Origin of the sequence: Corynebacterium mycetoides, assembly GCF_900103625.1 — a bacterium.
GTDB lineage: Bacteria > Actinomycetota > Actinomycetes > Mycobacteriales > Mycobacteriaceae > Corynebacterium > Corynebacterium mycetoides.
Genome location: NZ_LT629700.1, coordinates 1168010 through 1189849, shown reverse-complemented (window position 1 = coordinate 1189849; position 21840 = coordinate 1168010). Strand labels below are relative to the sequence as shown.

Here is a 21840-nt window from a genome sequence, read left to right as displayed (position 1 = left end):
GTTCGCCCTGACTCACAGCGGGAATAGCTCCAAAAGTAGAGAAGATGGCACGCAAGCACGAGTATCTAGTCATTGCCGAACAACTGCGCCAGCGCATCGAGACGTGCGAGCTCGGCCCGGGCGACCGGCTGCCGTCGGAGCGCGAAATGGTTCAGGACTTCAGCGTCGCCCGCATGACCGTCCGCCGCGCGCTCGGCCTCTTGCAGGAAGAAGGCCTGGTCGAGCGCAGGCGTGGCCGCACCGGTGGCACATTCGCCCGCCCGCTCCCTCCCGTCGTGGATGTCGGCTCGGCGGAAGGGCTGTTGCATCAGTTGGAACACCACGGCATGCGCGTGAGATCGGAGCTGGTCGACACGGGCGAGCGGGTACCGCCACGCATGGTGGCCCTGGGTTTCGGCACGGAACCGGACGTCCAGATTCCGATGCGGGAAATGGTGCACTTCGCGGACGACAGACCCGTCATGGCGGAGTCGGCCTACCTGCGGCCCGGCCGAGAGTCGGAGTTTGAGGGACTCGCGGCCAGCAGCCTGACGTGCGCGCCGGGGGAGGATCCGGCCGCTCACCGCTCGCGCGAGGACCTGGTTATGCCGACAGTCGCCTCCGAGAAGGAGTGCACGCTCCTCGGCCTCTCCACCCCCGCGCCGCTGCAGCGCATCGTGCGCAAAGTGTGGGAGGACGGAGAGCTACTCAGCTACTCCGCCATCGTGCTGCGCACCGATTCGGTGACGCTGCGGGTGTCCCACTGACGCTCGGGACGTTCAGTCGTTTCCGCTGGCGCGGTCGACGCCCTGCACGCGCAACGCCCGGGCCGCACGGTCGCGGCCCTCGGCGAGGACACGGCGCAAGCCCGCGGTCAAGTCCGTCCGGGCGAGCAGCCGGTCGGCTGCGTCCACAGCGTCCTGGCTGATGTCCCACATGGGGTAGATGCCCTCGAGGGTGCGCTGCGCCATCTCGTTGGATAGGCGGTCCCACAGATCCGGCGCAATCCGGAAGTATTCCTCGGACAGGCCCTCGAGGCCCTCGTGGTTGAACGTCAGGCCGTCCATGAGGTAGCGCAACTCCAGGTTGGAGTGGTCCTTGCTCGTGATCTCCTCCCACGCCCACCGCTTGTCGGTGACGGCCTTCGCGCGCAGGCGAGACAGGGCGCCTTCTGAGGTGGGGTCGGTCTCGGAGTCGGCCGCGTCCACGCCGAGGTCGCCGCGGGCGATAAGAGCCGTCAGCGCGAGCCAGCGAATGTCCTGGTTCGTGGACGTCTCCAGCAGCGAGGTGAAGTGCTGCGCCGACGCGTCGTCGAGAGGCACGCGGGCGAGAACGCGGTCGAAGATGATCGCCGGCTCGGCACCGCGCAGCGCGGAGTTGAGCAGGTCGGCGGCTTCCCCGCGCCACTCGGGCGACACGTAGAGTGTCGCGGCGGTGAGGGCCTGGTTGAGCACGCGCTCCTGTACGGCGGGCTGGTCCTCGGAGGCTGCGTGGGCCGCCACGAGGCGGACGAACTCGCGCGCCGGCAGGCGGCCGTCGCGGGTGGCCTCCCACGCTGCCGACCAGCACAGGGCGCGCGCCATCGGGTCCTCGATGTCACCCATGTGCTCCAGCACGAACGCCATGTGGGCGTCGGTCAGGCCCATGAGGCAGTAAGTGAGATCGCCGTCGTTGACCAGCGCGAGGTCGTGCTGAACGCCCGCGAACTCGGGCACCGTGGTCCGCTCACCCTCGATGAAGATGTCGGTGTGGTGGGTGCGGACCACACGGCCGTCGACAAGCGAGTAGAGCCCCACGCCGACCCGGTGGCTGCGCTGGACGTCGGATTCCTGGACCACGGTGAACGAGTCGTCGGTGATCTCCGGGGTCAGGCGCGAGACGCCGGTCGTGCGCAGCCACTGCTCGGACCAGTGCGACAGGTCGCGCCCGCTGGCGGTTTCGAGCGCACCGAGCAGGTCGGCGAACGTCGCGTTGGCGAAGGCGTGGTTGCGGAAGTGCTCGCGCACGCCGGCGAAGAACTCGTCGCGGCCCACGTAGGCCTGCAGCTGCTTGAGCACCGAGGCCCCCTTGGCGTAGGTGATGCCGTCGAAGTTCTGCTCCGCGGTCTCGATGTCGGGGGCGTCGGCGGCGATGGGGTGGGTCGTCGGGAGCTGATCCTGCGAGTACGCCCACGCCTTCTCAATCGCGGCGAAGGTGACCCAGGCGTTCGGGTACTCGCCGATCTCGGTCTGCGCGGTGGCGGCCGCCCAAGTGGCGAACGACTCGTTGAGCCAGAGGTCGTCCCACCACTGCATGGTGACCAGGTCGCCGAACCACATGTGCGCCATCTCGTGCAGGATGGTGTCGTTTCGGCGCTCCACCCGGTGCGGGGTGGGCTCGGAGGTGAAGATGTACTCGTCGCGGAACGTCACGGCGCCCACGTTCTCCATCGCGCCCATGTTGTACTCGGGGCAGAAGATCTGGTCGTACTTGCCAAAGGGGTAGGCGACGGCGAAGTTCTCGTGGTAGTAGGCGAAGCCGTGCTTGGTCTGGGCGAACAGGTTGTCCGCGTCCATGTGCTCGATCAGGCTCGCGCGGGCGTACAGGCCCAGCTCGATCTCTTTGCGGTCGTCGGTGTAGGTGTCGTGCACGGAGATGTATTCGCCGGCGCACACGGCGATGAGGTAGGTCGACAGCGGGTAGGTGATCTCGCAGCTCCACGTGTTGCCGTCGCGGGTGGCCTGCTCGTTGAGCACGACCACGTAGCGCTCCGGAGCCGTGACGCTGATGGAGTAGGTGGCCTTGATGTCGGGCTGGTCGAAGCACGCGAACACCTTCATGGCGTAGGCGGGCTCGAACTGGGTGTAGAGGTAGTCCTTGCCGTCGGCCGGGTCGGTGAACTTGTGCAGGCCCTCGCCGGTGCGGTTGTAGGCCGAGGTTGCGGTGACAACGAGCTCGTGGGTGCCGGCGTCAAGCACCATGTCGCGGCCCGGAAGCTCCGCCCCGTCGAGGGTGGCGGTGAACGTGTCGGCCACCAGGTCGAAGAAGGTTTCGCCGGCCTTAGAGGTGAACCGAACGGTGGTAGTGGAGGTGAACGTGTCGGCATCGGTGATGTCGAGATCGATGGTGTAGTGCACGCCGGATAAAAGGGCGGCGCGGGTCGTGGCGTCGGTACGCGAGAGATTGGTCTTCATGCCGCTCAACGCTACCCCGCAACGCGTCCGCCCGATTTCACTAGGCTTGTGGCATGACTGAACACGTTACTTTCTGGTTTGACGCGACATGCCCGTTCTGCTGGCAGACTTCCCGCTGGATGAAGGAGGTGGAGAAGGTCCGCGACATCGAGATTGAGTGGGTGCCGATGTCGCTTTCCGTACTCAATGAGGGTCGGGATCTCCCCGCCGACTACATGGCGGCGATGGATGCGGCCTGGGGCCCGGCGCGCGTCTTCGCCAAGGTGAAGCAGGAGCACCCGGACAAGATCGGCGAGCTCTACACCGCGATGGGCACGATGATCCACGCCGAGCACCAGGGCGGCAAGCAGGGCACGGGCGCCTACAACGACATCATCGCCGCCGCTCTGGATAAGGTCGGCCTCCCGGCCACGATCGCCGAGGTTGCAGACACCAACGACGAAGACGACCTGCTGCGCGGCTACCACAAGACCGCGATGGACGAGGTCGGGGACGAAGTGGGAACGCCGGTGGTCAAGCTCGGCAACACGGCCTTCTTCGGGCCTGTTATCACGCGGGTGCCCACCGGGGAGGAGGCGGGCACGCTTTTCGACGCCGCCGTCACGCTGGCCGGCTTCGACTACTTCTTCGAACTCAAGCGCTCCCGCACCGAAGACCCGCAGGTCTAGGCCGGTAGGGTGGTGAGCATGCGTATCTATCTTGGAGCGGACCACGCCGGTTTCGAGCGGAAGAATCAGATTTTGGCCCACCTCGAGGCCGCGGGCCACGAGGTCGTTGACTGCGGCGCGCACGAGTACGACGCCGCCGATGACTACCCGGCGTTTTGCATTGCCGCCGCCGAGGCCACCGTGGCCGATCCGGGCTCGCTGGGCATCGTGCTCGGCGGCTCCGGCAACGGCGAGCAGATCGCCGCGAACAAGGTCAAGGGTGCGCGCTGCGCCCTGGCGTGGTCGGAAGAGACCGCTCGGCTTGCCCGTGAGCACAACAACGCCCAGCTCATCGGCATCGGCGGCCGCATGCACACCGAGGAGGAGGCGCTGGCGATCGTCGACGCGTTCATCGGCCAGGAGTGGTCGGGCGAGGAGCGCCACCAGCGCCGCATCGACATCCTTTCCGAGTACGAGAACACTGGCGTCGCCCCGGAGCTGCCCGGCGCCTAATTGCCACTAGCCGCTACCAGCCCGCAAACAGGCGCTCGAGGCGCTGCGGGCCCTCCACTTTCTCCAACCCGAGCCACGCGCCCGACACCTGGGTGCGAGGCTCCGTCAACGCCAGGGCGCGCGAGGTGGCGATCTGCGTGCCGTCAGCGAGGTGCAGGTGGCGGTCGGTGGCGCGGCGGTAGAACGCGTCCGCGTCGCGCAGGGCCCACGGCGCGCGCAGGCTCACGCGGATGCGCTCCCCGCGGGGCGCGCCGGCCGCCACGCGCGGATCGGCGGCGAAAAGCTCCGCTGCCGCGGGGGCGTAGACGCGGGCGTCGATACGCAGCCAGGAGGCGATGACGGCCTCGAGCGCGCCGGGGTCGGGAAAGCCGGGGACGGTGACCGCGACGTCGGCGGTGGCGAAGACGACCCCCGCCGGCCGGGCGATGGGGTGGGTGATGCGGCGGGCCAGCGCGAGGGTTTCCGCGTTCTTCACCCGCGCCTCATCGTGCGGGTTGTCGTGGCGGGCGCCGAAATCCTCCTGCGGGTGGTGGGCGAGCGCGGCCGGCTCGTGCACGAGGCGCGCGCCGGCGTTCCAGGCGCGCCACCCGAACTCCCAGTCTTCGCCGCCGTAGCCGACGAAGTCCCCGTCGAACCCGCCGACGTGGCGGAAGAAGTTCGCCGAGCAGGTCAGCACCGCGGAGATGACGTAGCGCCAGCTCGTCGAATCGGCGCGGGCGAGGTTGCCGGTGGTGCGCCAGGCGTCGACAAGCCACTGCGGCTCGCGCCCCTGCGGGCCGGTGCGGCGGGCACCCACGACCACCGCGCGGCGGTCGCGCTGCACGTGGGCCACCGCCGCCGTGAGGTAGCCGGGCTCAGGGACGGTGTCGCCGTCGAGGAAGGCGAGCACCTCGCCGGTCGCCGCGGACGCGCCCAGGTTGCGAGCGGCTGCGGCGCGGAATCCGCGGTCGTCCTGGCGCACGACGGTCACTCCCCCAAGCGCGCGGGCAAGGAGCGGCTCCCGCTCGGGTGGGGTGGGGGAGCCGTCGTCGGCGACGATCACCTCCACCCGACCCTGGTAGTCTTGGGCGCGCACGGCCGCGAGCACGCGAGCGAGCCCCGCCGGGTTGTCGTAGTAGGGGATGATGACGCTTACGTCAGGCCACATGCCGCCCACCTTCCGCGCCACGCGGCGGCGACGTCGTCCCAGCCGTAGGCGGGCGGTTCTAGCTCGCGCGGGGAGAACGCCTCGACGGCCGAGCGCCACGCCCCGCCGCCGACCAGCGTGATGCGCCCGGGCAGCCACTGGTCAATCTCGCGCGTGTAGGGCGAGTCGCTGGCCAGCACGTTTCGCCCCGCGCCCAGCCACGTCATCAGGGAGCCGGAGGCGGAGAAATGGCGGTGCGCGCACACCGGCACCGCGATGCGCCCCATCTCGCGGGCCAGGTCGGCGTCGCTGAGCCAGCCGGTGATGTCCGCGTCGCGCTCGAGTCCGCGCGCCCACTTCTCGTGGCCGGCCGAGACCGCACCCAGAAAGCGCAGCCGGTAGTCCGTCCCGCGCAGCGCCGCGATGAGGTCCTCGTGGCCCTTGCCCGGGTAGAGGAACCCGAGGACACCCACAGTGTCGGGTTCGGGGGCGAAAGGGGAGTCGATGCGGGGCACCGGCAGGCGGATGACGGAGGTGTCCACCTCGAAAAACGCGGCCTCGTGCTCCGAGTTGACGGTGCTTAGCGCGGCCGCCCGGGCGAGGCGGTGGTACGCCTGAGCGCGGCGGTGGTATCGTTGGCGGCCTTCCTCGGGCTGGGGGATGTCGTGGAAGGACACCGACAGCGGCCGCCGCCCCACGCGCGCGAGCAGCTTATCGACGCCCTCTCCCGGATCCGCCCCGAACAAGTGGTCCGTGAATGCGACGTGGACGGGCTCGTCCGGCAGGGGGGAGTCGGTGAACTCGGTTTCGCGCACGATCTGCGCGTCCGGCACGCCAAGGGCGGCCGCGAGCTGCAGCGCGTAGGCGGTCACCCCGTGGCCGTCGGGCCCGACGATGAGATGGATCATGCCAGCCCCAGGGTGTCGAGGCGCTCCGCGTGGCGCCCCAGGCCGTGGGCGACGAGGGCGGGGCGCTGCCGGTAGAACTCCAGCTGCGCCCGCTCGATTTCCGCGCGGGGGATGACGCCGCCGGTGCGGTGGGTCCACTGCGTGCGGCCCGCGACCCCAGCTTGGCCCCCCACGCCGAGCGCCGCGGCGGCGTCGCTCTCAATAGGAGCGTCGAGCTCTCCCAGCATCTCGTAGTCTCCCGGCGACACCTCGCCCGAAAGGCCCAGCGCCTGGAGGATCCGTTGCGCCATAACCACCAGCGTCGCGTTGTCGGGGTGGTTGACGGTGTGCCACACCGGCGCCGTCTCAAGATAGTCGGACACCACCACAGTGCCGTGGCGCTGCTCGCGGGAGCGGATCTGGTCCACCGACATCGCCGCCGCGCGCCGCAGCGCGTCCGGCGACGGCGCGGCGTCCACGGGCGCGTCGAGGCCCCGGGCCGCGGCCGCCAGGGTCCGCAGGTCGTGGTAGGGCACCACCGGCGGGTTGAGGGAGGGGTCGTCGGGGTCGCGGATGATTGCCTGGTAGGGCATGAGCCCGTCGAAACGCAGCACCGGAACCACCACGTGCGCCGCGCCGGGCGGCAGCTGCGCCAGCATCTGCGACGTCCCCACGGGCAATCCGCGGTAGTTGTCGCGGATGGGCTGCGTGACCAGGACGTCGGTACGCGCGAGCAGGGACCCGAACCAGCCCATGTCGGCCTCGGTGAGCTCGTGCACCGGGGTGATGCGTTCGGAGTCGAACGCCCCGGAGCTCATGAGCAGCTTGCGGGTCGATTCCGCTTGGCAATTTCCGACGACGGTGAGGGTGGGCATGCAGACCAATCTAGCAACAGCGCCCGCCACCAATGAGGACCAATTAGGTCAGACGCATTAGCGCGCAAGAATGCGCGGTTGATTATATTGGTGGAGTGACTGAGCACGTACGCAACGTGCGGGTTTTGTCCATTCCCGCCGAACATCCCTACACGCAGGCGATTCGTCCTGCCGGCGTTGCGTATCTGCCGGACCCGGATATCGACGGCCATTGGTGGCCGCACCCCGCGCTCGAGGCCGGGTACTGGCGCGGAGAAGAACGCGAGCCCGACCCGGCCGATGTCGTGCACATCCACTTCGGGTTCGAGCACCGCACGCCAGCGCAGATCGAGGACCTGGTGCGCGCGCTTCCGGTGCCGCTCGTGCTCACCGTCCACGACGTAGACAACCCGCACCTGGAGGACCAGAGGGAACACCACGAGCGCCTGCGCATCCTCGTCGGCGCCGCCGCGGCCGTGCTCACGCTGACGGACTGCGCCGCGGACCGGCTGCGCGAGGAATTTGGGGCGCAGTCTGTGCGCGTCGTGCCCCACCCCGCGATCGTGGCGCGCCCGCCGGAGCCGGAGACAGCCCCGGCGCGCGAGGACGTGGCCGGGGTGTTCCTCAAATCGCTGCGCCCCAACGTCGTGGCCGATCCGGAGTTCTACATCACCGTCAGTCGGCGCGTGCGCCTGCGCGTGTTCGTGCACGACGTCGACGCCACCCGCGGCCTGCGCGACGCGCTGCGCGGGAAGATCGAGCTCATCGAGCACGCCCCGTTCGATGACGCCACCCTGCACCGCGAGATTATGCGCCTGAGCACCTGCATCCTGCCGTACACCCGCGGGACCCACTCCGGCTGGCTGGAAATGTGCCGTGACCTGGGCACCACCGTGGCCGTGCCCGATATCGGGTGCTACGCCGGGCAGGTGGACACCCCGGAGGCGGTGGAGATCTACCGCGCGGGCGATGCTGTGAGCGCCGCCGAGGCCGCCTGCGCGCTGATTACACGGGGCCCGGTGCCGTACTCCGGTGATCGCGCCGCGCAACTGGAGCGGGTGCGCCGCGCCTACGACGAGACGTACAGGAAGGTGGTGGGTCAGTGACGGTGATTCTGCCGCGCGGACCGCAGACGCGCCGGGCACCGAGGCTGTCGATCGCCTTCGTCGGGCCCGCGCGCTTCCCCATCCGCGAACCCTACGCGGGTGGGCTGGAGGCGTTTTGCCACACGATGGTCAAAGCGCTGCGCATCCAGGGCCACGACGTGGACTTCTTCGCCGCCAAAGGCTCAGACGGGAACAGCCCCGACTTCGAGCTGCCCGGCGTCAACTGGGGCTCGTCGCGGGAGCTCGCCACCGACACCGGCTACCCGGAGGGCGAGCGCGAACGCGAAGACCGCGCGTTTATCTCCCTGCGCCAGCTGCTGGTGCGCCGCGGCTACGACGTGGTGCACAACAATTCGCTCAGCCCCTGGATGTTCCCCTCCCCGCAGTCGCCCGAGCCGCTGCCGATGGTGACCACGCTGCACACGCCGCGTATCGACGAGCTTTCCGACGCCATCGCCCGCGCGGGGGATGACGCCGGGGAGTTCGCCGCCGTTAGCCACGTCACCGCCGCCGACTGGACCACCCCGCGGCCGGTCACTGTGATCCCGAACGGGGTCAACGTGTCCGATTGGACGCCGGGCCCGGGAGGGACGGCGGCGGTGTGGTTCGGGCGCCTTGTGCCGGAGAAGGCCCCGCACCTGGCCATCGACGCGTGCCGCCTGCTTGGCCTGCCGCTGCTGCTCGCCGGGCGCAAGGGCGACCACCGCTACTTCCAGGAGGAAATCGCCCCGCGACTCAACGGCGAGAGCATCCGTTGGCTGGGTGAGCTTTCGCATGCCGGCCTGCGGGCGTTAGTGGGCAGCTGCGCCGTCACCGTGGTCACACCGCGCTGGGAGGAGCCGTTCGGCCTGGTGGCATTCGAGTCCATGGCGTGCGGCACCCCGGTGGCCGCCTTCGCCCGCGGCGGGCTCGGCGAGCTGCTGGCCGATGCGCCCGCCGCGCTGGCCGCGCCCGACGATGTCGTTTCGCTCGCCCGGGCGATCCATTCCGCGCTGCACATCAAGCGGGCGGCCGCGCGCGAGTGGGTGGTGGACAACCACTCGCTCATCCAAACGGCGCGCCGCTACTCGGAGCTCTACCAGGAGGTGATGGTCAGATGATAGGGATCTACGCCCACCACCAAGGCGCGGGGCACATCCAGCGCTGCCGGGAAATCCAGCGCGCGCTGGAGCGCGCCGGGGAGCGCGCCGCGATCCTATCTACCGCGCCGGGCGCGGACGTGGTTCTCGCCGACGACGTGATGGTGGATTCGCCCTTACCGCACGGCCGAGCGATGACGGCCGGCGGGACACTGCACTACGTCCCCTACGGCAACACGGGCTTGGCGCGGCGCTTCGCCGCGATCGCGCAGTGGGTCGCCGACAACCAGCCGCGAGCCTTCTACGTCGACGTCTCCGTCGAGGTCTGCGCGTTCGTGCGGCTCATGGGAATCCCCGTGGTCACCCTGGCCATGCCAGGCCTGCGCGACGACTTGCCCCACCAGCTCGCGTACACCCAGGCGGACGCGATCATCGCCGCCTGGCCCTCGTGGGTGGAGCTTCCCGCGCATTTGGCCGCCCACGCCAGCCGCGTCCACGCCGTCGGCGGGATCTCCCGGCTGCGCCCGCTCGAGGGCGCACGACGGGACCCGAGGCACGTGGTGGTCATGGCGGGCAAGGGCGGGGCGACGTGGGAGCCGGAGGATTGGGATGCCGTCGAGGCCGCGTGCCCCGGCTACCGGTTCACCTACCTGGCGGGCGACACGCGTGTGGAGGACCCGACGGAGCTGCTGAGCACCGCCGGGGTCGTGGTCACCGCGGGCGGGCAGAACTCGATCGCCGACCTCGCCGTGACCCGCACGCCCGGGATCCTGCTGCCCCAGCCCCGGCCCTTCGTCGAGCAAAAACTCAACGCCCGCCAGGTCGAAAGCGCGGGCCTGGCGCTCGTGGCCGACACGTTCCCCGCGCCCGGCGAGTGGCCGGGGCTGCTGGAGCGCGCCGCCGCCCTGGACCCCGACTGGTCCCGCTGGGAAACGGAAGGCGCGGCAGACCGCGCCGCGGAGGTGATCGCGGCGGTGGCGCACCAGACCCCGCCGAGCAGGATCGCCGTCATCTCGCTCTCCGACGCCTCCCGCGCCGCGCACCTGTACAACCAGGTCGCCCTCCTGCCCGTGGGCGCCGACCACCTCACCGTCGCCCTGGCGGACGCCGACGCGCTGCGCAAGGCGGCACCGGCGTCCCACGTGGTGGCGGGCGAGAAAAACTTGGCGGCGGCGCGCAACCTCGGGGCGCGCGCTGCCATCGAGCGCGGGGCAGAGATCCTGATCTTCCTCGACGCGGACTGCGTCGCGTCGAACGACCTAATCAATTACTACGTGGAGGCGCTTGCCGCTCACCCCGACGCCGTCGTGGCCGGCCCGGTGACCTACATGGGCCCGGGCGAGCTGCGCACCGTCGACCCCGACCCGCACCCGGGGCGGCCGAACCCCGCGCCGGGCCGCCTCGACAAGGCCGAGGACTACAACCTGTTCTGGTCGCTATCCTTCGCCATGCGCGCGGAGACGTGGCGCCGCATCGCGTCCGGCTTCGGTGGTTTCGACCCCGGTTTTACGGGCTACGGGGGAGAGGACACCGATTTCGCCCGGAACCTCGACGCGCACGGGATCGAGCTGTACTGGGTGGGCGGCGCGCACGCCTTCCACCAGCACCACCCGGTGTCGTCGCCGCCGTGGGAGCACTTGGACGACATCCTGGCCAACGCCGCCTACTTCCGCTCGAAGTGGGGGGAATACCCCATGGAGGGCTGGCTGGAGCAATTCGCGGCGGCGGGGGCAATTTCGCTTGTCGACGGCTCCTGGCAACGCACCCGGTAGCCCCGCTCAGCGGGGTGAACTACCGGTTGGACACGTTCCCGGTCAGTCGCGCCACGGGCGCAACCACCGTCGGGCGGGCGGCGAGGTAGGCCAGCGCGATAAACACGAGCGCGACGAGGAACACCAGCGTGCCGGTCCAGTCGGTGGCGTAGGCGGCGGGGTCGACGCTGCCGCGGGCGGCGAACATGGCGTTGAGGTTGCGGCGCATCCCGGTGAGCAGCACCAAGGCGACGTGCGTGACGGTGAACACCACGAAGAAGATCATCGTGGGGAAGTGGATGGCGCGCGCGGCCTTCATGGACACCACGGTGACGCCCTTGGGCCACCACGGGCTCATCCGCGCACCGGAGACGATCGCCAGCGGGGCGGCGATGAACACCACCGCGAAGTACGTGAGTTCCTGCAGCGCGTTGTAGCGCACCCAGCCGTTTTCCAGCGGCCAGTCGAGCGTGAGGTACTGCAGCCCGGCGGAGACGGCGTTGGGTACGGTCTCCCAGCTCGTGGGCACGATGCGCACCCACTGGCCGGTGGTAAACAGCAGGACGTAGAACACCGCGCCGAGCACCACCCATGCGATGTCCAGCATGAGGTGCAGCCACAGGGTGAGCGAGATCTTCGCCCTCGGGTTGTTCTTCGGGGCCCAATACGCCTCGGGCTTGCGTTCCCGGCGCACGGACAGCCCGGTCTTGATGATGAGCACCATAAGGAACATGTTGAAGAAGTGCGCCCAGTTCAGCCAGGCGGGTAGCCCCACCGGGGCGGATTCCGGTAGGGGCTGCTGGCCGTCGTAACGCGCGAGGAACTGCGCTCCCCAGCCCGTGCCGGCGACGTACCGGGCGAGCAGAACGGCCAGGGCGAACGCGAAGCCGAGGGAGATGGCCGCGGTGACCCAGCGGCCCCAGTCCCGGCCCGGCTGCGCGGCCGGCGCCTTAGGGGCAGGAGCCGCGGGGGCCGACTCGGCGGGGTCGACGGGCTCACTAGGCTCATTAGGCGCCGCCTCCACGGGCGCCACGGTCCTGAAGGCGGCGGCCGGGAGCGCCAGCCGCGTTTCCGCCGCCGGGGGGAACGGCTCGCCGCCGGGGGTGCGGGGCAGCCCGCGGCGCAGGGGAACGGCGGTGAGGTCATCGCGTGAGACGGGCTCAGCGACGGATCCGGCGACAATGTCGGTTACCGGCGCGGGGCTGGGCCGGTCGAGCTCGACGGACGCCCCGGCGGGCGGCCAGGGTTCGCCTCCTTCGACGCGGGGAAGACCGCGACGCAGCGGGGTCTGCATGTCCACTTACCTCCTACCGGTTGCGTGCTTCGAGCTCGGCGATGATCTGCGGCACCACGTCGAAAATGTCGCCGACGATGCCGAAGTCCGCCACCTCGAAGATGGGGGCGTCGGCGTCGTTGTTAATGGCCACGATCGTGTCGGACGTCTGCATGCCCACGAGGTGCTGCACCGCGCCGGAGATTCCCACGGCGATGTAGAGCTTCGGGGACACCAGAACGCCGGTCTGCCCGATCTGCGCCTCGTACGGCACCTGGCCCTCGTCCACGGCGGAGCGGGTGGCGCCGACGGCGGCGCCCAAGGCGTCGGCAAGCCCGCCGACGAGCTCCTCGAACATCTCCTCGGACCCGAGTGAGACGCCGCCGGCGACGACCTTGTCGGCGGTGACGAGGTCGGGGCGCGGGCTGGTGCGCTCGGTGGGGGTCACCTCGACCACGCGCGCGGCGCGCCGCTCGTCGGGCTCGACCTCGAGGACCTCGACGCGCAGCTCGGCGGGCTCGGCCCGCTTGTCGACGCTCCCGGGACGCACCGTGACCACCGGCGCCGAATGCGTCGCCGCGGCCACGGCGGTATAGGCGCCCCCGTAGTTCGAGTGGTCGGTGACGACGCCCTCGGCGTCGGTGCGCAACCCGGTGGCGTCGGTAAGCAGGGCCTTGCGCGAGCGCGCCGCGAACCGCGCGGCGGCCTCGCGGCCGCGCACCGAGTGGGGGAACACCACGGCCGCGGGGAAGTAGGCATCGTATGCGGCGGCGGTGGCTGCGACCACGTCGGCCCCCGGGGCGAGGAGCACCCGCGTCGCCCCGAAACCGGCGAGGGCCTCGGCGTGGGCTTCCGAGTCCGTCAGCGCGATCGGGTCGCCGACGGCGCTGGCCGCGCCGATGAGCTCGGCTGCGGCGAGGTCGAGGCTGCCGTCGTGGGTGGGGGGAACGACGACGAGAACGGGGTTGCCCGAATTCTCCGAAATCTTCTCCGAAATCACTGTGCGGACTCCTTCGCAATGAGGTTCTTCGACTCCAGGAAGTCGACGAGTTTGCCGGCTGCCTGCGAGTTGCCGTCGATGATCTCGCCGCGCGCACGCGCGGGGCGCTGGGAGATCTCCACGACGATGGCGCGCGCGTGCGTCCAGTCCTCCGGGTCCACACCGAGATCGGTAAGCGAAACGGAGTTGATCTCTTTCTTCTTCGCCGCCATCAGCCCCTTGAAGTTGGGGAAGCGCGCGTCGGGGAATTCGTCGGTGACCGCGACGACGGCCGGCAGATCGCACTCGAGGGTGAGCACCGCGCCGTCGCTCGCCTGCGTGCCCGTGACCGTGGACCCGGCGACGGCGACCTCGGTGAGGTTGGTCAGCGCCGGAATCCCGAGCAGCTCGCCGACCATGGCCGCCATGACGCCGCTCGCCCCATCGGAGGAGGCGGCGCCGGCGACCACGAGGTCATAACCGCCGCGCTCGACCAGCGCGGCCAGCACCTGCGCGGTGAGGGTGAGGTCGGCGCCGACGAGCTTGTCGTCGCTGACGAGGTAGGCCTCCGCCCCTCCCATCGCGATGCCCTTGCGGATGCTGCCCACCGATTCGGCGGGCCCCACGCTCAGGATGTCAACCTGGGAGTCGCCGGCGGCCTCGGCGATGCGCAGCGCCGCCTCCACGGCGCGCTCGCCGACCTCGTCGGCGACGACGTCGCCCGAGCGGTCGGTCAAACCGGTCTCGAGGTTCATGGTGCGGTCGCTGTAGGTGTCGGGGACCTCCTTCAGCAGCACGGCAATACGCATCGCGTCTCCTTTACTCGGCGTTTACTCGGCGCTAAAGCTTGACGACGCCAAAGTGTACCGCCTCACCCGCCAGCTGGGACTACCCGGGGAGGCGCCGGGAATCAAGCGACGACGCTAGGGACGACACTAGGTGAAACGGGGGCGCCGCTTCTCGCGGAACGCGGCGGCGCCCTCCGCGTGCTCGGGCGAGCCCAGCAACCGGGTTTGCACCATCGCCTCGGACTCCAGGCTGCGGGACATCTGCGCGAGGCTCGCCTGGTTGACGGCGGCTTTGGTGCGGCCGACAGCTTCGCGCGGCGACAGGGTCAACCCCTGTGCGATGTCGCGCGCGGTGGCGAGCGCGTCGGGGGCGAGCTGCGTCACCAGCCCGAAGTCGTAGGCATCCCGGGCCGAAATCCGGGTGTGGCGCAGCACCATGTCCATCGCGCGGTGGCGTCCGACGGAGGCGGTCAGAGTAGCTAGGACGCCGCCATCGGGGATGAGGCCGATGGCGGTGAATGGGAGGGTGAAGAAGGCTTTCTCACCGGCGACGATGAGGTCGCAGAGGAAGGCCACCGAGGCGCCGATTCCCGCGCAGGCGCCTTCTACCGCCGCGATCACGGGGACCGCGGCGCGCACGATCGACTGGGCCATGTACTCGATGTCGATGAGCGTGTCCCGCACGCCGAGCTCGGGGTGGGTCTGCCTGGTGCCCTCGTCGAGGAAGACGTCGATGTCCATCCCGGAGCTGAACGCCTTGTCGTCCCCTGTAATGATCACGGCCCGCACCGCGGGGTCGCTGCTCGCGGAGCGCACGAGGTCGCCGATCGCCCGGTATGAATCCGGCAGGAGAGCGCCGCGTTTGCCCGGGTTGTCAATGGTGATGGTGAGGACGGGGCCGTCGACGGAGGCGGCGATGATGCCGCGTGCGAGTGAGGTATCCATGCGTGAGCCGCCTAGAAGTCGAACCCGCCAAAGTCGAACCCGCCGCCCATGTCTCCGCCGTCGAAGAAGCCGCCGCCCACGTCACCGGCCTCGCCCATGTCGCCGGCCTCACCCATGTCACCCATATCGCCCGCGTCTGCGCCGGCGTCGCCGAAGTCTCCGGCCTCGAACTCAGCTGCGGACGGGGTGCCCGCCATGCCCGCGAACATCGCGGAGTAGAACAGCATGGAGCTCGCGGCCCACATGCCGGTCATCATCGCCGGTGCCCACCAGGCGGTCGAGTACCAGCCCGCCGGAACGGGGCGCCCCGCCACGGCGCCGCCGGGGTAGTAGTGCGGGGTCTGCTCCGAGGCGTGCGGAGAGGCGGTGACGACGGTGCCGTCCTCCTGGGTGACGGTGCGCTGCTCCGTCACCCGGCCTGCGCGGCGTTGTCCCTCGAGCTCCGGCAGCGGAGGGCCGGCCGGCATGCCCATGATCTCGCGCGCCGCGTTGACGTAGTGCAGGCCCTCCAGGGCGCTCTCGCGGGCGAGGTGGGCCTGCTTGACCGAGCGGGCGTCGGCAAGCGCGGCGGATGCGGCGGTGAAACGCTCGGAGGCGTCCGCCATGGCCTGCGAGGACGCGGTATCAGTGCCCGCGAGGTTGAGCACCTGGGAGCCGAGACGGTCGGTCCAGCGCTTCGCGTCGGCCAGCGCGTCGTCGAGCTGCTGCTGCTCGAGTTGCTTGCGCGACCCGCCGTCGCGGTTGCTCAGGAAATAGATCACGCCGCCGGCGATGGCGAGCAGAAGTAGCAGTTCCACGAAAACAAGCCTCTCTGGTGCTAGCTGGTGCTAGTAGGTTTCCACTAGGTTTCCACCGATACTAACGAGGCCACGGCCCGAAAAGTTCCGTTTTTGTGCCAGAACGACGGTATGCGTTAAACTATGACGCGCTCAACCGCGTGGGAATGTCGTATAGTGGCTAATACCTCAGCCTTCCAAGCTGAAGACGCGGGTTCGATTCCCGTCATTCCCTCCACGTCGACCGGCCCGTGAAACGGCCGGTTTTTCCGTGCCTGCGAGGGCTAACGCCAGCCCGATGAAATGGGGGGTGGGAGCGTGACGCTACAATTTCAAGCCGTGGGCCGTGACCGGCCTGCGTAGGTCGGACGGGGCGTGGCGCAGCTTGGTAGCGCACCTGCTTTGGGAGCAGGGGGTCGCAGGTTCAAATCCTGTCGCCCCGACAATGGGCAGTCAGCCGGCGAGCAGATGATTGTCCGTGAACATAAAACAACTACAGGAGATATCTGTGAAGACTACCGTCGACAAGCTCAGCGACACCCGCGTGAAACTGACCGTCAACGTCCCGTTTGACGAGCTCGGTCAGGAAATCGACCAGGCCTACAAGGCGATCGCCCAGCAGGTCACTATCCCCGGTTTCCGCCGCGGCAAGGCGCCGCGCCAGCTTATCGACGCCCGCTTTGGGCGCGGCCCCCTCCTCGAGCAGGTCGTCAACGACATGCTCCCGTCGCGGTACGAGCAGGCGATCAACGACAACGACCTCAACCCGATCGGCCAGCCGCAGATCGACATCACCAAGATCGAGGACAACGACGTCGTCGAGTTCACCGCGGAGGTTGACGTCCGCCCGGAGATCACCGTCCCCGACTTCTCCACCATCTCGGTGACCGTCCCGGCGCTGAAGATTGACGACGCCGCCGTCGACGAAGAGCTCGACAACCTGCGCGCCCGCTTCGGGGAGCTCAAGGACTCGAAGCGCAAGCTCAAGACCGGCGATTTCGCCGTGATCGACCTCACCGCAGAGATCGACGGCGAAAAGATCGATGAGGCATCCACCGAGGGCCTGTCCTACGAAGTGGGCTCCGACGACCTGATCAAGGGGCTCGACACCGCGCTGCGCGGCATGAAGTCCGAGGAGGAGTCCGAGTTCACCGCCACCATCGAGCACGGCGAGCACAAGGGCGAGGAAGCCACCGTGAAGGTGCGCGTCCAGCAGACCAAGGAGCGCACCCTGCCGGACCTGGACGACGAGTTCGCCCAGATGGCCTCCGAGTTCGACACCGTCGAGGAGCTGCGGGAGTCCACCAAGACCCAGCTCGGGGAGTCCAAAAAGGCGGAGCAGGCCGCTGACATCCGCGACGAGGTGCTCAAGGCCGCGCTGGCGCAGTCCGAGTTCGCCCTGCCGGAGTCCATCGTGGAGGAGCAGGTCCACAACCAGCTGCACCAGCTGCTCGGCCAGATGGCGCACGACGAGAACGCCCTCGCCCAGCTGCTTGAAGCGCAGGGCACCACCCGCGAGGAGTTCGACGCGACGAGCCGCGAGCAGGCCGAGGAGTCCGTGCGCACCCAGCTGTTCCTGGATGCCGTCGCCGAGCAGGAGCAGCCTGAGGTGTCTCAGCAGGAGCTCACCGACCACATCCTGTTCACCGCGCAGTCCTACGGCATGGACCCGAACCAGTTCGTGGCCCAGCTGCAGCAGTCCGGGCAGATCGCCAACCTGTTTTCCGACGTGCGCCGCGGCAAGGCGCTCGCCGCCGCCATTTCGCGCACCACGGTGACCGATTCCGAGGGCAACTCCGTCGACCCGAACGACTACTTCGGCGAGATCGAGGAGGACGCGGAAGCCGCTGAGGTAGCCGAGGCAACCGAGGCAACGGAGACCACCGAGGCGCCGGAGGGCTCCGAGGACTAGTTCCCGCGTGCCCCTGTCCGCCCCTGCCGTGCTGCGCGCGGCGGGGGCGTTTTTCGCCCGTGCGCGGGACCGGGCGCGCGTTCGCCGGGCCGCTAAAAATGCGTGCGTACGCCCGTAGCGAACACGGTTTCTCGGCGGCTGGCCCACGAGTAGTGTGGTGGCATTGAACGACATAAATTCACTTACGTTTAAGGAGTACACATGACCTCTCCGCAACCCGGGATGAACCTCGGCGACTCGGTCTACGAGCGCCTTCTGCGCGAGCGCATTATCTTCCTCGGCCAGCAGGTCGACGACGAGATTGCCAACAAGCTATGCGCGCAGATTCTCCTGTTGTCTGCCGAGGACCCGACCCGCGACATCTCGCTGTACATCAACTCGCCCGGCGGGTCGGTAACCGCCGGCATGGCGATCTACGACACCATGAAGTACTCGCCGTGCGACATCGCCACATACGGCATGGGCCTGGCCGCCTCCATGGGCCAGTTCCTCCTGTCCGGCGGCACCAAGGGCAAGCGTTACGCCCTGCCGCACGCGCGCATCATGATGCACCAGCCCTCCGCAGGTGTGGGCGGCACCGCCGCCGACATCGCCATCCAGGCGGAGCAGTTCGCCGCCACCAAGCGTGAAATGGCGGAGCTGATCGCCGAGCACACCGGGCAGACCTTCGAGCAGATCACCAAGGATTCCGACCGCGACCGCTGGTTCACCGCGCAGGAAGCTATGGAATACGGAATCGTCGATCACGTTATCTCGGATGCGCGCGAAGCGTCAGACGGAACCGTCGGAAATTAAGCAGAACAGGAGACTTACCCCATGACTTTTCACATGCCCAACTCCCGCTACGTTCTGCCGCAGTTTCTGGAGGAGACCTCCTTCGGCACCAAGCAGATCGACCCGTACGGCAAGCTCTTCGAGGAGCGCATCGTCTTCCTCGGCACCCAGGTGGATGACACCTCGGCGAACGACATCATGGCGCAGCTGCTCGTGCTCGAGTCCCAGGACCCGGACCGCGACATCACCATGTACATCAACTCGCCGGGTGGATCGTTCACCGCGCTGATGGCGATCTACGACACGATGCAGTACGTCCGCCCCGATGTGCAGACGGTCTGCCTCGGCCAGGCCGCCTCCGCCGCGGCCGTCATCCTCGCCGCTGGCGCCCCCGGAAAGCGCGCCGCGCTGCCCAACTCGCGCGTGCTGATCCACCAGCCCGCCACCCAGGGCACCCAGGGCCAGGTGTCCGACCTGGAGATCCAGGCGGCCGAGATCGAGCGCATGCGCCGGCTGATGGAGACCACCCTGGCGGAGCACACGGGCCGGACCGCGGAGCAGGTACGGATCGACACCGACCGCGACAAGATTCTCACCGCGGCGGAAGCCGTCGACTACGGGATCATTGACCAGGTCTTCGATTACCGTAAGCTCAACCGCTAGCGCGCGGCGAGAGATCGCCCACTCCGCACCGGCCTGCACCCACCGCGCGTGGGTGCAGGCCGCGCGCTTTCGTCACTAAGTTGTGCACACCGTCACCGCCGTGAGACGGTGAGGTGGCTACACTTTGACGAAACTCTACGTTTGTTTAAAACCCCCACCAGATTTTTACCGGGAGCGCATACCCACATGTCAGTCACACAGGACAGTTCCGACCTGCTCAAGTGCTCTTTCTGCGGAAAGAGCCAGAAGCAGGTGCGCAAACTGATCGCGGGCGGCGGCGTCTACATCTGTGACGAGTGCATCGAGCTGTGCAACGAAATCATTGAAGAAGAGCTCGCCGGGGTCCAGGAAGCGGAGTCCGCAGACAGCGAGAAGCTACCCCGCCCGTCGGAAATCGTCGGCTTCCTCGACCAGTACGTCATCGGCCAGGACGCGGCCAAACGCACACTCGCGGTAGCCGTGTACAACCACTACAAGCGCATCCGCAGCGAGCAGACCGGCTCCAAGGGAGGGCGCAAGCGTGAGGAGGACGTCGAGATCGCGAAATCGAACATCCTCCTTCTCGGGCCGACGGGCTCCGGCAAGACCTACCTCGCCCAGACACTCGCCCGCATGCTCAACGTCCCCTTCGCCATCGCCGACGCCACGAGCCTCACCGAGGCCGGCTACGTGGGCGAGGACGTCGAGAATATTTTGCTCAAGCTGCTTCAGGCCGCCGACTACGACGTGGACCGGGCGCAACACGGCATCATCTACGTCGACGAGGTGGACAAGATCTCGCGCAAGTCCGAGAACCCGTCCATCACCCGCGACGTGTCCGGCGAGGGCGTGCAGCAGGCGCTGCTGAAAATTCTCGAGGGCACGGTCGCGTCCGTGCCGCCGCAGGGCGGGCGCAAGCACCCCAACCAGGAGTTCATCCAGATTGACACCACGAACATCTTGTTCATCGTGGCCGGAGCCTTCGCGGGCCTGGACAAGGTGATCGCGGAGCGGGTGGGGAAGAAGGGCATCGGTTTCGGCGCGGAGATCGATTCCAAGAGCGAACGCGACGAGTCGAACCTGCTGTCCAAGGTGCTGCCGGGGGACCTGGTCAAGTTCGGTTTGATCCCCGAGTTCATCGGCCGCCTGCCCATTCTGGCCAACGTGGAGGACTTAGACCGCGACGCCCTCGTGCGCGTGCTCAAGGAGCCCAAGAATTCCCTGGTCAAGCAGTATTCGCGCCTGTTTGCTATGGACGGGGCGGAGCTGACGATCACGGACGACGCGCTCGGTGAGATCGCCGACAAGGCGGCGGAACGCAAGACCGGCGCGCGCGGGCTGCGGGCGATCATGGAGGAGCTGCTGGTGCCCGTCATGTACGAGCTGCCGGACCGCGACGACGTCAAGGGGGTCGTGATTGACGCCGAGGTCGTCCGCGGCGAGGCGGAGCCGGAGTACGTCGCGGCGACACAGAAGAAGTCCGCCTAGTATCTGCCTAGTATCTGCCTAGTAAATCTCCGGCTCCTTGATGGTGTACGGATCTGCCGGGGTCTGCATGCCGGGCCCCGGCTTCCCGGTCGCCTCCAGGTAGCTGGAGTAGCCGGAGTCGGGGATGTTCGAGGTCAAAAACCCGAGCACCATGTCGATTGTCATGCGGCGCAGGCCTTCGGTGTTGCGCTGATTGGTCAACTTCATCTGCCCCAGCGCGAGCGACGCGCTGTGGTTGCTGATGCGGAAGACGGACACCGAGGAGACGAGAAGGAGCACATCGGCGGCGGAGATGCCGGGGCGGAACGCCCCCGAATCCTGCCCGAGCAGTAGGAGACGCTCCATGTGCAAGACGACGTCGGCGTGGCCGTTGAGGGTCGCCATCTCGCTGGGGGCGAGCACCTGGTCCAGGTTCTCCCGCAGCATGAGCGCGACGGCATCGCCGTTGTCCTGAAAGCGGTAGAAGATGGCGTCGACGAAGCGCCTCATTCCTTCAACGGGGACCGCATACGAGCGGTTGAGCACCTCCGCCGGGGGAGTGATGCGCTCCATGGCGCGCACAAGCGTGTGCCGATATAGCCCCTTCTTGTCCGTGAAGTGGTAGTGGATCATGCGCTTAGACATGCCCGATTCCTTGGCCACCGCGTCGAGCTTGGTGGCCGAAAACCCGTCGGCGGCGAACATCGCGAGGGCGATATCCACCACGCGGGACGCCTCCGCACCCACTTCCGGTTTATCTGCCGCCTCCTCGACGGGCGGGGAAACCGCGTCGGGGGCGCCGGTGGCTGGGGCGTCGGCGGAGTACAGGTCGTCGAGGTAGTCGCCGGAGCCGGATTGGGCGCGGGCACTCGAGGAGCCGTGAGGCGTATCGGCCAAGGAGGCTCCTTTCCCGTGGGCCGGTGAGTTCGAAAATTCTTCTGCGTGCTCTCAACATCGTGCACGAAATAGGGCGCGGATGGTGAGCGGGTGCCCGAATGAGACCTCTACCACGCGGAATTGACCACAAACGGGGGGAATTGGGGGGAGACGGTTCGTCCCCGGCGCCGGGGTCGGGGGTGGGAGACTGCACGGCGCGCCGAGTGATTCCGGGGTGTTTCCGGGGTGTTTCCGGGGTGTTTCCGGGGTGTTTCCGGGGCTATACTGCGATG

The 21840-nt window shown here is 68.5% G+C and carries 20 protein-coding genes and 2 tRNA genes; 12 read left to right on the top strand and 10 right to left on the bottom strand.

The features are described 5' to 3' along the window. The first annotated feature begins 44 nt into the window (after positions 1-44). Positions 45-746 carry a GntR family transcriptional regulator gene (locus BLS40_RS05685; protein ID WP_092149899.1) on the top strand — a complete coding sequence of 234 codons (702 nt, stop codon included), beginning with the start codon at positions 45-47 and terminating at the stop codon, positions 744-746. Positions 747-758: 12 nt separating this feature from the next. Here BLS40_RS05685 and pepN read toward each other — a convergent pair whose 3' ends face one another. Next, on the bottom strand, positions 759-3152 hold the full coding sequence (gene pepN / locus BLS40_RS05680) for an aminopeptidase N (RefSeq protein WP_092149896.1): 2394 nt from the start codon (positions 3150-3152) through the stop codon (positions 759-761). A 53-nt stretch (positions 3153-3205) separates the two neighbouring features. Between pepN and BLS40_RS05675 the strand changes: the two genes are divergently transcribed. Continuing rightward, positions 3206-3820, top strand: coding sequence for a DsbA family protein (locus BLS40_RS05675; RefSeq protein ID WP_092149893.1), 615 nt, complete (start codon positions 3206-3208; stop codon positions 3818-3820). A gap of 18 nt (positions 3821-3838) precedes the next feature. After that, positions 3839-4312 carry a ribose-5-phosphate isomerase gene (locus BLS40_RS05670; RefSeq protein ID WP_092149890.1) on the top strand — a complete coding sequence of 158 codons (474 nt, stop codon included), beginning with the start codon at positions 3839-3841 and terminating at the stop codon, positions 4310-4312. 13 nt (positions 4313-4325) lie between these two features. Here BLS40_RS05670 and BLS40_RS05665 read toward each other — a convergent pair whose 3' ends face one another. From BLS40_RS05665 to BLS40_RS05655, 3 genes are read right to left on the bottom strand one after another with little or no spacing between them, the layout of a single operon-like run. Then, positions 4326-5459: a glycosyltransferase family 2 protein gene (locus BLS40_RS05665; RefSeq protein WP_092149887.1), complete on the bottom strand. Its 1134-nt coding sequence runs from the start codon at positions 5457-5459 to the stop codon at positions 4326-4328. Beyond that, a complete protein-coding gene (locus BLS40_RS05660; protein ID WP_092149884.1) occupies positions 5444-6346 on the bottom strand; it encodes a glycosyltransferase family protein in 903 nt (300 codons plus the stop codon). Before BLS40_RS05660 ends, BLS40_RS05665 begins: the two co-directional genes overlap by 16 nt. Further along, a complete protein-coding gene (locus tag BLS40_RS05655; RefSeq protein WP_092149881.1) occupies positions 6343-7200 on the bottom strand; it encodes a WcbI family polysaccharide biosynthesis putative acetyltransferase in 858 nt (285 codons plus the stop codon). Before BLS40_RS05655 ends, BLS40_RS05660 begins: the two co-directional genes overlap by 4 nt. A 95-nt stretch (positions 7201-7295) precedes the next feature. On the opposite strand from BLS40_RS05655, the gene BLS40_RS05650 reads away from it, so the two are divergent. From BLS40_RS05650 to BLS40_RS11325, 3 genes are read left to right on the top strand one after another with little or no spacing between them, the layout of a single operon-like run. Next, on the top strand, positions 7296-8285 hold the full coding sequence (locus tag BLS40_RS05650; protein ID WP_092149878.1) for a glycosyltransferase: 990 nt from the start codon (positions 7296-7298) through the stop codon (positions 8283-8285). Further along, a complete protein-coding gene (locus BLS40_RS05645) occupies positions 8282-9385 on the top strand; it encodes a glycosyltransferase (RefSeq protein WP_092149876.1) in 1104 nt (367 codons plus the stop codon). Before BLS40_RS05650 ends, BLS40_RS05645 begins: the two co-directional genes overlap by 4 nt. Continuing rightward, entirely contained in the window at positions 9382-11136 is a 1755-nt protein-coding gene (locus tag BLS40_RS11325) for a glycosyltransferase (RefSeq protein WP_092149873.1), read from the top strand. The genes BLS40_RS05645 and BLS40_RS11325 overlap by 4 nt, the downstream gene beginning before the upstream one ends. 19 nt (positions 11137-11155) lie before the next feature. On the opposite strand, the gene BLS40_RS05635 is transcribed toward BLS40_RS11325, so the two are convergent. From BLS40_RS05635 to BLS40_RS05615, 5 genes are all read right to left on the bottom strand, one after another. Continuing rightward, on the bottom strand, positions 11156-12409 hold the full coding sequence (locus BLS40_RS05635; RefSeq protein ID WP_092149870.1) for a cytochrome b/b6 domain-containing protein: 1254 nt from the start codon (positions 12407-12409) through the stop codon (positions 11156-11158). Positions 12410-12422: 13 nt separating this feature from the next. Beyond that, positions 12423-13388 carry an electron transfer flavoprotein subunit alpha/FixB family protein gene (locus BLS40_RS05630; RefSeq protein WP_231908393.1) on the bottom strand — a complete coding sequence of 322 codons (966 nt, stop codon included), beginning with the start codon at positions 13386-13388 and terminating at the stop codon, positions 12423-12425. Next, positions 13385-14176, bottom strand: a complete 792-nt coding sequence (locus BLS40_RS05625) for an electron transfer flavoprotein subunit beta/FixA family protein (RefSeq protein ID WP_092149867.1) — start codon at positions 14174-14176, stop codon at positions 13385-13387. Before BLS40_RS05625 ends, BLS40_RS05630 begins: the two co-directional genes overlap by 4 nt. A 126-nt stretch (positions 14177-14302) precedes the next feature. Further along, complete coding sequence (locus BLS40_RS05620; RefSeq protein ID WP_092149864.1) at positions 14303-15100, bottom strand: enoyl-CoA hydratase-related protein; 798 nt, start codon at positions 15098-15100, stop codon at positions 14303-14305. An 11-nt stretch (positions 15101-15111) separates the two neighbouring features. Further along, entirely contained in the window at positions 15112-15897 is a 786-nt protein-coding gene (locus BLS40_RS05615; protein WP_092149861.1) for a hypothetical protein, read from the bottom strand. 142 nt (positions 15898-16039) lie between these two features. Here BLS40_RS05615 and BLS40_RS05610 point away from each other — a divergent pair. The 6 genes from BLS40_RS05610 (at position 16040) to clpX (ending at position 20692) form a co-directional block, all read left to right on the top strand. Next, positions 16040-16114 (top strand) — tRNA-Gly (locus BLS40_RS05610). Positions 16115-16245: 131 nt separating this feature from the next. Further along, positions 16246-16319, top strand: a tRNA-Pro gene (locus tag BLS40_RS05605). Positions 16320-16384: 65 nt separating this feature from the next. Further along, entirely contained in the window at positions 16385-17788 is a 1404-nt protein-coding gene (gene tig / locus BLS40_RS05600; protein WP_092149859.1) for a trigger factor, read from the top strand. 201 nt (positions 17789-17989) lie between these two features. Beyond that, complete coding sequence (locus BLS40_RS05595) at positions 17990-18583, top strand: ATP-dependent Clp protease proteolytic subunit (protein ID WP_092149857.1); 594 nt, start codon at positions 17990-17992, stop codon at positions 18581-18583. Between the two features lie 21 nt (positions 18584-18604). Further along, entirely contained in the window at positions 18605-19225 is a 621-nt protein-coding gene (locus BLS40_RS05590; RefSeq protein ID WP_092149855.1) for an ATP-dependent Clp protease proteolytic subunit, read from the top strand. A gap of 186 nt (positions 19226-19411) precedes the next feature. After that, positions 19412-20692, top strand: coding sequence for an ATP-dependent Clp protease ATP-binding subunit ClpX (gene clpX / locus BLS40_RS05585; protein ID WP_092149853.1), 1281 nt, complete (start codon positions 19412-19414; stop codon positions 20690-20692). A gap of 18 nt (positions 20693-20710) precedes the next feature. Here clpX and BLS40_RS05580 read toward each other — a convergent pair whose 3' ends face one another. After that, complete coding sequence (locus tag BLS40_RS05580) at positions 20711-21568, bottom strand: TetR/AcrR family transcriptional regulator (protein ID WP_231908392.1); 858 nt, start codon at positions 21566-21568, stop codon at positions 20711-20713. Positions 21569-21840: the final 272 nt, after the last annotated feature.